Genomic DNA, 9,397 nt, shown 5'->3' with positions numbered 1-9,397 from the left:
ATTTTTCGCTGCTTCCGTCTCCGGAAATCGCCGAAAAACTTACCGGCTTACTACCTGTTTCGAGGCGCGCATTCTACAGCGAATCGCTTTCCTGTCAATCGCTTTCTGAAGAATTTTTTCAACTCAATTTCTTCAGCGCTTTCAAGCAGTTACTCCCTCAAGAAGCCCCTGTGTCAGTGGCTTGTCCCTCGAAAGAGAGGCGCATTCTACAGACCTGCTCAGAGGTGTCAACGGTTCGTTATAACTTTTTCGGTAAATCGACAATGTACCGTCAAAACTCGGTTTTTACCGCGGCCGCCGCCCGGGTCGCTTTTTCCCTCGCCTCGGCAATCGAACTACCGGTCGCAAGAGCCACCCCCATACGGCGGCGCCCTCTCAGTTCAGGTTTACCAAACAGCCTGAGAAAGATATCAGGCTCAGCTAACGCTTTTTCAAGCCCGGAGTAGGAAACGGCATCGGAATCTCCCTCAGGCAATATCACTGCGGAAGCAGATGGCCCCTGCTGGCGTATCGCCGGTATTGGCAGCCCCAGGATCGCGCGGGCATGCAACGCAAATTCTGACAAATCCTGGGAAACCAGGGTAACCAGCCCGGTGTCGTGGGGGCGCGGCGACACTTCGGAGAACCATACCTGGTCGCCCCGAACAAACAGCTCCACCCCATAGACCCCATAGCCACCAAGGTTGCCGGCAACAGCTTCGGCGATTTCCCGGGAACGGGCCAGGGCTTTTTCACTCATTGGCTGCGGCTGCCAGGACTCACGGTAATCCCCGTCTTGCTGACGGTGCCCGATCGGATCACAGAACGAAATGCCGTCGCGATGCTTTACGGTAAGCAAGGTGATTTCGTATTCGAAGTCCACGAACCCCTCAACGATCACCCTCCCCTTACCGGCGCGACCACCGGTCTGGGCATAATCCCAGGCAGCCTCAATATCATCGCTAGACCTGACCAGGCTTTGCCCCTTGCCGGACGAACTCATGACCGGCTTCACCACCAGGGGCAAACCGACGGCCTCGACCGCCGCGAGATATTCCTCTTTCGATTCCGCGAATCGGTACGGCGATGTAGCAAGCCCGAGCTCCTCGGCGGCCAGGCGACGGATACCTTCCCGGTTCATTGTCAGGTTAACGGCCCGTGCGGTGGGAATCACGTGATAGCCTTCGCGCTCCAGCCTCACCAGTTCGGGAGTGGCGATAGCTTCTATCTCAGGCACAATCAGGTTCGGCTTTTCCGCCTCAATAATGCGGCGAAGGGCCTCTCCATCCAGCATATCGACAACGTGGCTGCGATGGGCAACCTGCATGGCCGGAGCATTGGCATAACGGTCAACCGCGATGACCTCCACGCCAAAGCGCTGAAGCTCGATGACAACTTCCTTGCCCAGCTCTCCGGAACCACAAAAGAGAACCCTGAAGGCGTTTTCTTTCAGAGGAGTACCAATTCGAACTGTGTCAGTCATGATATTGCCTGTCCTGTGTGGTATCTACGAATGCCCAATATTGCCCGGCGACGCCATAAACGCGATTGCCCTAATGAACATAACAATCTAGACCAAAACCTTGCTTTCACGCTCGGCAACTTTTCGCAGCACGTCACGGCGTTCTTCGTTGCTCATCCGAGACCACCGCGTAATTTCCTCTCCGCTGCGATGACAACCAACACAAATGTCATTCTCGTCCAGCGCGCAAATGCTCACACAGGGCGAGCGTACCTTATCGGCGACTTTCATCCTGCCTACCTCACCTGACTGCTTAACCGTGACCAAGTGGAAAACTATGTGGCCCAAAGGCGCTCACTTTAACCTTTCCTGGCCTCTGCTTCTAATACCTGTTCGGTCAGGGGCTCCTCCAGATGTTGCCATACCCCAGATCCGACAGTGGGTACACTAGTGTCCCGTCTGGCTAATTCGCTAATCTACTGCGAATTAGCCAGACGGGACACTGCGGCGCGGCGCCGGCCACCGTGCTCGGGAGACGAGAATATCAAACCCCAGGACCTTCATCGTTAGCGGATGTCATTCACCGGGTACCCAGAGCACATCGCCTTTTCCCTTGGCATTCGAATAGCGGGCCATCACGAACAGCAAATCAGACAGGCGGTTCATATACTCCAGCACCGAGGGGCTAATCTCCTGCTCTTCCTTCAACTGAACAATGATCCTCTCAGCCCGGCGAGTCACTGTCCGGGCATGGTGAAGATACGTTGCTGCGGGATTGCCCGCCGGGAGAATGAAAGATCGCAGGGACGGAATATCCGCGTTGAACCGGTCTATTTCCTGCTCAAGCTCAAGGGTCTTGGAGTCTGCAAGCCTGAGTGGCGGATATTTCGGATTTTCCACAACAGGCGTGCAAAGATCGGCACCGACATCAAACAGATCGTTCTGGATGCGTGCCAGGATCCTGTCCAGCGTCTCGTCGACATGCAGCCGCGCCAGGCCAATAACGGCGTTTGCTTCGTCCACCGTGCCGTAGGCTTCCACACGCGGATCGTACTTGGCGACCCGGCTACCATCACCCAGGCCGGTATCGCCCTTATCTCCGGTTTTCGTATATATCTTGGTGAGCCTGACCATTCATTTCTCCCGTGACCCGGTTCCATCCATCAACGAAGCCGGTCAGATTACAGGTTTTTCCCGGTAGGTTCCCCAAATGCCTTTCAGGGTTTCAACAATATCGCCCATCGAAGCCCCTTCTTTGACCAATTCAATGGTTATGGGCATAAGGTTTACCGATTCGTCCTCGGCCTGCTCTTTCAACTGCGTGAGCAGACTCTGGACTTTTTCTTCATCGCGATTGTTCCTGACCTTGTTCAGGCGCTCAATCTGCCGGCGCTCGGTTTCCGGATCATGTGGGTGGGTTTCAATCTCAACATCCTCTTCCTCCTGGACGAACATATTGACGCCGATGACCGGTCGCTCCCCGCTGGCCTTGCGTAGCGCGAAATCATAGGCCGAATCGGATATGCCTCTCTGGAAGTAGCCATCGTCAATACACTGGAGGGTGCCACCAAGTTCTTCAACCTCATCAAGGATTTTCCAGACTTCCCGTTCAATCTCATCGGTAAGGCTTTCGACATAGTAGGAACCACCCAATGGATCCACCACCTGGGTGATGTTGGTTTCGTAGGCAATGATCTGCTGGGTTCGCAGGGCGATTCGCATCGCTTCCTCGGTGGGTATGGCAAAGGCCTCATCCATGCCATTGGTGTGCAGCGACTGAGCGCCACCCAGCACAGCAGACAGTGCCTGAAGCGCGGTGCGGATCGGGTTGATCGTATACTGCGGCTTGGTCAGGGTCGCTGCCGCGGTTTGTGCGTGGAAACGTAACCGGCTTGCCTCGGGTTTCGTGGCGCCGAATTTTTCCCGCATGATTTTGGCGTATACCCGCCTGGCCGCCCGGAACTTGGCAATCTCTTCAAAGAAGTCTGCCTGGCTCACGAAGAAGAACGAGAGGCGGGGACCAAACTCATTAACATCCACCCCGGCGTCGATTGCAGTCTGAACGTACTCCATGGTGGTCGCCATTGTGTACGCCACTTCCTGGACAGCGGTCGAACCGGCTTCCGATATGTGGTACCCGGAGATGTTGATGGCGTTGTACCGCTTCATGTTCTCGGATCCGTACTGAATGCAGTCACGGACCAGGCGAACCGACGGCCGCACCGGGAATATCCATTCCTTCTGGGCGATATACTCCTTGAGAATGTCGTTCTGGATGGTGCCCGAGAGGTCATTGAGGTCATAGCCGCGCTTCTGCGCCAGGGCAATGTACATGGCGTAGAGTATCCAGGCTGACGGGTTGATCGTCATGGAGACGGAAATTTTTGTCAGGTCAATGTCGTCGAACAACTCCTCCATATCCGCCAGAGTGTCGATGGCGACACCCTCGCGGCCCACCTCACCCTGGCTCATGGAATGGCCCGAGTCATACCCCATCAGGGTAGGCATGTCGAAGTCGATCGACAGCCCGGTCTGGCCCTGGGCAATGAGGTATTTGAAGCGCCCGTTGGTTTCCCTGGCAGTACCGAAACCGGCAATCTGGCGCATTGTCCAGTTCTTGCCACGGTACATGGTGGGGTAGGGCCCCCGGGTGAAGGGATATTGGCCGGGAAAACCAACGTCCTCAAACGGGGTGTCTTTGACATCCAGTGGCGTATACGTGCGCTTCGTCCGCATCCCCGACGCGGTGGTGTACTCTGACTTACTCTCCGGCGCCCGCTTTATGAAGGACGACACTTCGTTCTTTTCCCACTCGTTGAACTCTTTTTCAATATGCTTGAGTGCAGCGGGGTCATACTGGTCAGTGTGATTCATGAATCGTCTCCTTCATGGCTTTTAGCAAGATCACCGCGGCGCCGTGGGGATCCAGTTCGCGTTGAGTAACCTTTTTGAGCAGCTCTTCGGTTTGCGACCTGCTGTCACGTACAAAATTGTCCCGGACAATCTCTTCGGCGACCTTCACCACCCGGGTTAAAGCAATCTGGCGGCGCCGCTCGGTGATTTCGCCGCTTCGCTCCAGGTGCTCTGCGTGACGGTCAATCGCGGCCATCAGCTCGCCGAAACCGGTGTGCTTTTCAGAACTGGTCGGTACCACCGGCACCCGCCAGATGCCCTCACCCGGCTCCAAGCTCATCATCAGCATGGCCTTGAGTTCCTGGATGGTTTTGTTGGAGTCCGGCCGGTCGGCTTTGCTCACCACATGGACATCGGCTATCTCAAGCACCCCTGCCTTGATGGCCTGAATGTCATCGCCCAGACCAGGCGCGTTGACAACCACCGTGGTATGAGCCGCACGCACGATATCAACTTCGTCCTGGCCCACCCCGACCGTCTCGATCAGGACCACATCAAACCCACCTGCATCCAGGAGGTCGACGGCGTCCAGGGCCGGTCTCGCCAGGCCACCTAGGGTTCCCCGGGTGGCCATGCTGCGAATGAATACCCCGGGGTCGGAAACCAAGTCTCCCATGCGGATACGATCACCGAGGATCGCACCACCGGAAAACGGGCTTGAGGGGTCAATGGCAACGACACCGACCTTACGGCCACTGGCCCGGTATTCATGGACCAGCTGTGTAACGAGGGTCGACTTCCCTGCCCCCGGTACACCGGTAATGCCCACTACATGGGCGCGGCCGGTGCTCTTGTAGAGCGCCGCCAGGGCCTGGCGCACTTCAGGGTCGCCGCCACTTTCAACGCGGGTAATAAGCCTGGCGATGGCGCGGGGGTGTCCCTCCCCCACCCGTTCCGCCAGCGCCATCGAAGATATGCGGTTAATCATCTAACCCCCACGTTTCTGGTTAAGGCTGTGGTAAAGGTCCCGGTCGTCAACCACCCGTTGGGCCTTGAAGTCGGTGCGCGGAAAGGTGTCCGGCTCGACCATCACAATCCTTGCCCGGACACCCAGCACGCGACTGAATTCGGCCTCTACCCGTTCTGACAACGCCCTGACCGCATCCGGGCCTCTGCGCCTGGTCTCCTGGTCAAATTCTGCCTGCACGGCCAGCTCGTCCATTGAGCCACCACGGGAAATGATAATCCGGTGCTCACCACCATAACCCGCAAGGCCTTCCAGAATTTCAGCGATGGCGCTGGGGTAAACGTTTTCACCCCGGATCTGGAACATGTCGTCGATACGGCCATAGATGCCTTTGGGCAATTTCGGATAAGTTCGGCCACAGGGATTGTCTTCCATCACCCAATGGGTCAAATCGCCGGAGACCATGCGGATCATCGGCTGGGAGGTTCGCTCGAGATGGGTATAGATTGGCGTACCCTGCTCACCATAGGGAACTCGCCGGTTGGTATCGGGGTCTGCCACTTCCGTGTAGACAATGTCCTGCCACAGCAGCATACCCTCGGTGTCGGCACTGCCAGAGGCGTGCATCCAGGGCGTCAGCTCGGCCATGGTTCCGCAATCCACCACTTTGGCACCGTAGATATCCTGGATCTTATCCCGGATGGAGGGGATGGAACCGCCCGGCTCGCCGGAAAAGAACAGCACCCTGATACCGAACTCCCTGGGGTCAACGCCTTCTTCTCGGGCCACTTCCGCCAGCCTTAGCGCATAGGAAGGTGTGGAGTAGAGTCCAGCGGGTTTCATCATCCCTAACCAGGTGACCGCTCGCGCCGTCATTCCGGGAGCACCCGCGCCAAACGGGAAGGCTTTGCAGCCTAAGCGCTCAGCACCGATCAACGCGCCCCAGGATCCCATATAGAGACTCAGGATGGCAGCGACAAACACCGTATCTCCCGGCCGCAGGCCCATACCCCACATGATTCGGGCATGGTTGTTGGCAATGGTCTCCCAGTCACGCCGGGAAATACCAAAAGCGGTGGGCCGGCCGGTTGTGCCAGAGGTGCCGTGGATATGATGGATCTCGCTTTCCGGGCAGCAAAGATAGTCCCCGAATGGCGGTTTTTTCGCCTGGGAGTCACGCAGCTCCTGCTTGGTAACGGCGGGAACCTGTTCGAAGTCTGCAAGGGTACGGATGTCGTTGGCCGTTATACCGGCCTCGTCCCACTTGCTTTGGTAAAATGGCGAGTGATCGTAAGCATAGGCCATCACTTCGCGGATGCGCGCAACAATTAACTCATCTCGTTTTTCAGGATCCATCGTTTCGCGATCCCGAAACCAGTAGGGGTTGTTCGGGTCGGGGAAATAGTCGTTGCTGTAACTGGGGGGGAAATTCCACTCTTCCATCGGAGACTCCTGATATTGTTATTGGTTGTCATCTGAGGAAACCTGTTTTGAGCGCCCGGCTTTGCCCGACCGCCATAGTGCCGGATTTATCGGACACCACGGTCTGCGACCAATTGCCGGAACGAATCAATGATTTCCTGGGGAGGAGTGTCCTGCAGAAGAATCTTGTGGACGCCCATCTGGTACAGCTCTTCGACATCGTCGTCCGGAATGACACCACCACCCGCAACGATCATGTCTTCCGCTTCCCTGTCTTTCAGAAGCTCCAGTACCTTGGGGAAAATGTGCATGTGCGCACCCGAGAGCAAGCTGATACCCAGAATATCGACATCCTCCTGGATAGCGGCATCGACTACTTCCTCGGGCGTTCGATGCAGTCCGGTATACACCACATCCATGCCGGCATCTCTTAGAGCACGCGCGACCACCTTTATGCCTCGGTCATGACCATCAAGACCGATCTTTGCCAGCATTACCCGAATCACACCTGCATTATTGTCATTGTTTTGCATCGCATTCTCCTTGGATTAACTAGTTGCGCCACCGCTTCTTTTCAGAGGTTCACGGGAGTCTTGAATTTCTTGCTGAAGCCACTTTGATGCGGTTTCCACATGCTGCCTCGCAAGGGTTTCAGCCGTCCGGGCATCACCGGCCAATACCGCATCGAGTATTGCCGCATGCTCTTCCCAGATCTGTTTCTGGTTTTTTTCCACGATCAGGATGTCACTCATAACACGCCTTACATGGTTCCAATGGGCCTCCATTGAATCCAGAATGAAGGTGTTTCCCGCCAGCTCATAGATGAAGCCGTGAAAGCGCATATCGGCGTCGATAAGAGCGGGAAGGTCGTTTGCCTTTCCTGCTGCATAGCCATCCTCGATAATGGCCTCACCACGTTTTCGCGACCCGGCATCCGCCCGCTGGGCGGCGAGCCCTGCACTGATCAGGTCAATGCCGCATCGAAATTCGTACAACTGCGCCACAAAATTCTCATCAAGTACGGAAACCATCAGGCCCCGACGCCCCACGGCGGAGAGGAAACCGTCATCGCGTAGACGCTGCATTGCCTGGCTCACCGGCAACCGTGAGACATCCAGTCTTTCGGCCAGGCTTTCCTGGGTAACCCGCTCACCCGGCCTGAGCAAACCTTCAACGATGGCATTAACCACCGAATCGTAAATGAGCTCTGGAAGGTTCTTCTCGGTTTGGATTTTCTTCATTGAACAAACTCCACGACACAGCTCCTTCGATATCGTTTGCATACAGTATTCACCATGTAATACCTGTTCACCGATTAACCATATTAGACTTTAGCCTTATCTTTAAGTGTTTTTTTGAGCGCAAACATGCCCCCTCCGTTATTTTTCAAACGGCGGGACCAGAAAACACCTGAGATAGAAAGAGAGGGAGGGAGAAATCAGTGAACGAATAGAAGACCGAAAGATTCGGTCAGCTTCCTTCGGGCGGTTCAAGCAGATCAATTCCGGCATCGTACACAGCGTTGAGAAAATCCACCAGAACCACTGCGGACAGCCCCCATATCCGATAGCGCCCCCAACGGTAGCAGGGCACGTAAAACGTATGGTTCAGAAAATTCAAAGCGTCGGTTCTTTCCCGCCTGTCTTCCAGAAAAAAGGACAGCGGCACCCGGAATACGCTTTCAATCTCATGAGGGTTAGGCTTCAGGGGATGGTCACCGGGAATCACGCCAACATACGGAGTAACCAGGATTCCGTAACGGGACATCACCTGGCTGAGCGGAGCGATAATCTGCACCTGATCCGGCGGCAAACCAATCTCTTCGTGGGTTTCCCGCAACGCCGTCGCCGCAAGGGAGGGGTCGCCGGGATCGCGTTTTCCGCCCGGGTACGCCACCTGTCCCCGGTGCGTGCTCAGATTTTCAGATCTGAGCGTAAAGATCATTTCGGGGTTTCGATGATCATCGGTTACAGGTACCAGAATACCGGCTTCGGGATAATCCAGAGCAAGCTGTCTGGGCGCATAGCCGGCCAGGCGCTCGGCAAGTAGATCACGCAAGTTTTGTCTCCAAAGTACACCCTGATGTTGAATGAGACAGCGGCAGCCGGGATCGTTAAACTGACTACCAAACCAATAAAGTATACGGGGAAAATCATGAAGTACTGCAGCACATGCGGCCACCCGGTTGAACAACGCATCCCCGAAGGCGATAACCGGCACCGCTATGTCTGTGTCAGTTGCGATACCATACATTACCAGAACCCGCGCATTGTTGCCGGCACGGTTCCTGTCTGGGAAGGGAAGATACTCCTGTGCCGGCGGGCCATCGAACCGCGTTACGGCTACTGGACACTACCGGCCGGCTTCATGGAGAACGCCGAAACCACCATTGAAGCCGCGGAACGGGAAACCCTTGAGGAAGCACTGGCAGAAGTAAACATCGAGGGCCTCTACTCCATCATCGATGTTCCGCACATCAACCAGGTGCATATGTTCTATCGTGCCACCCTGAAGGACGGACAATTCGGCGCCGGTGAGGAGTCCCTGGAATCCAGGTTGTTCGAACTGGATGACATTCCCTGGGACGAAATCTCCTTCCCAACCGTGAAGCGAACCCTGGAGCTGTTCCTCACCGATTACAGGAGTGAGTCGTTCGGTGTTCATGTCAGTGATATCCGTCACCCGATGGCAAGAGATCGCCAGTAAAGCAGCCC

10 protein-coding genes are annotated in these 9,397 nt (G+C 55.9%); 1 reads left to right on the top strand and 9 read right to left on the bottom strand.

Features of this window, described 5'->3' with window-relative positions; translation table 11 throughout:
* Positions 1-271 precede the first annotated feature (271 nt).
* The 9 genes from purT to NLK58_RS20515 all read right to left on the bottom strand — a co-directional run bounded on the left by purT (position 272) and on the right by NLK58_RS20515 (position 8,741).
* Positions 272-1,462 (bottom strand): formate-dependent phosphoribosylglycinamide formyltransferase, encoded by a 1,191-nt coding sequence (purT, locus tag NLK58_RS20555; RefSeq protein WP_117620135.1) that lies wholly within the window; start codon positions 1,460-1,462, stop codon positions 272-274.
* Between the two features lie 87 nt (positions 1,463-1,549).
* The gene (locus tag NLK58_RS20550) at positions 1,550-1,732 is read right to left on the bottom strand and encodes a DUF1289 domain-containing protein (RefSeq protein WP_117620485.1); all 183 of its coding nucleotides are present in this window, start codon (positions 1,730-1,732) and stop codon (positions 1,550-1,552) included.
* 285 nt (positions 1,733-2,017) lie between these two features.
* A complete protein-coding gene (locus NLK58_RS20545; protein ID WP_117620134.1) occupies positions 2,018-2,575 on the bottom strand; it encodes a cob(I)yrinic acid a,c-diamide adenosyltransferase in 558 nt (185 codons plus the stop codon).
* 42 nt (positions 2,576-2,617) lie between these two features.
* Entirely contained in the window at positions 2,618-4,315 is a 1,698-nt protein-coding gene (locus NLK58_RS20540; RefSeq protein WP_341581637.1) for a methylmalonyl-CoA mutase family protein, read from the bottom strand.
* Positions 4,302-5,282, bottom strand: a complete 981-nt coding sequence (gene meaB / locus NLK58_RS20535; protein ID WP_117620132.1) for a methylmalonyl Co-A mutase-associated GTPase MeaB — start codon at positions 5,280-5,282, stop codon at positions 4,302-4,304. Before meaB ends, NLK58_RS20540 begins: the two co-directional genes overlap by 14 nt.
* Positions 5,283-6,704, bottom strand: coding sequence for an AMP-binding protein (locus NLK58_RS20530; RefSeq protein WP_341581636.1), 1,422 nt, complete (start codon positions 6,702-6,704; stop codon positions 5,283-5,285).
* An 86-nt stretch (positions 6,705-6,790) separates the two neighbouring features.
* The gene (locus NLK58_RS20525; RefSeq protein ID WP_117620130.1) at positions 6,791-7,216 is read right to left on the bottom strand and encodes a cobalamin B12-binding domain-containing protein; all 426 of its coding nucleotides are present in this window, start codon (positions 7,214-7,216) and stop codon (positions 6,791-6,793) included.
* Between the two features lie 15 nt (positions 7,217-7,231).
* Complete coding sequence (locus tag NLK58_RS20520) at positions 7,232-7,924, bottom strand: GntR family transcriptional regulator (RefSeq protein ID WP_117620129.1); 693 nt, start codon at positions 7,922-7,924, stop codon at positions 7,232-7,234.
* A 229-nt stretch (positions 7,925-8,153) separates the two neighbouring features.
* Positions 8,154-8,741, bottom strand: coding sequence for a CoA pyrophosphatase (locus NLK58_RS20515; protein ID WP_117620128.1), 588 nt, complete (start codon positions 8,739-8,741; stop codon positions 8,154-8,156).
* A gap of 96 nt (positions 8,742-8,837) precedes the next feature.
* Here NLK58_RS20515 and NLK58_RS20510 point away from each other — a divergent pair, with 96 nt between their 5' ends.
* Positions 8,838-9,389 (top strand): NUDIX hydrolase, encoded by a 552-nt coding sequence (locus NLK58_RS20510; RefSeq protein ID WP_117620127.1) that lies wholly within the window; start codon positions 8,838-8,840, stop codon positions 9,387-9,389.
* Positions 9,390-9,397 lie beyond the last annotated feature (8 nt).

Origin of the sequence: Marinobacter metalliresistant (assembly GCF_038098645.1) — a bacterium.
GTDB classification, from domain to species: Bacteria; Pseudomonadota; Gammaproteobacteria; order Pseudomonadales; family Oleiphilaceae; genus Marinobacter; species Marinobacter metalliresistant.
The sequence above is the reverse complement of the archived record's forward strand: the minus strand, read 5'-3'. Positions and strand labels throughout refer to the sequence as shown.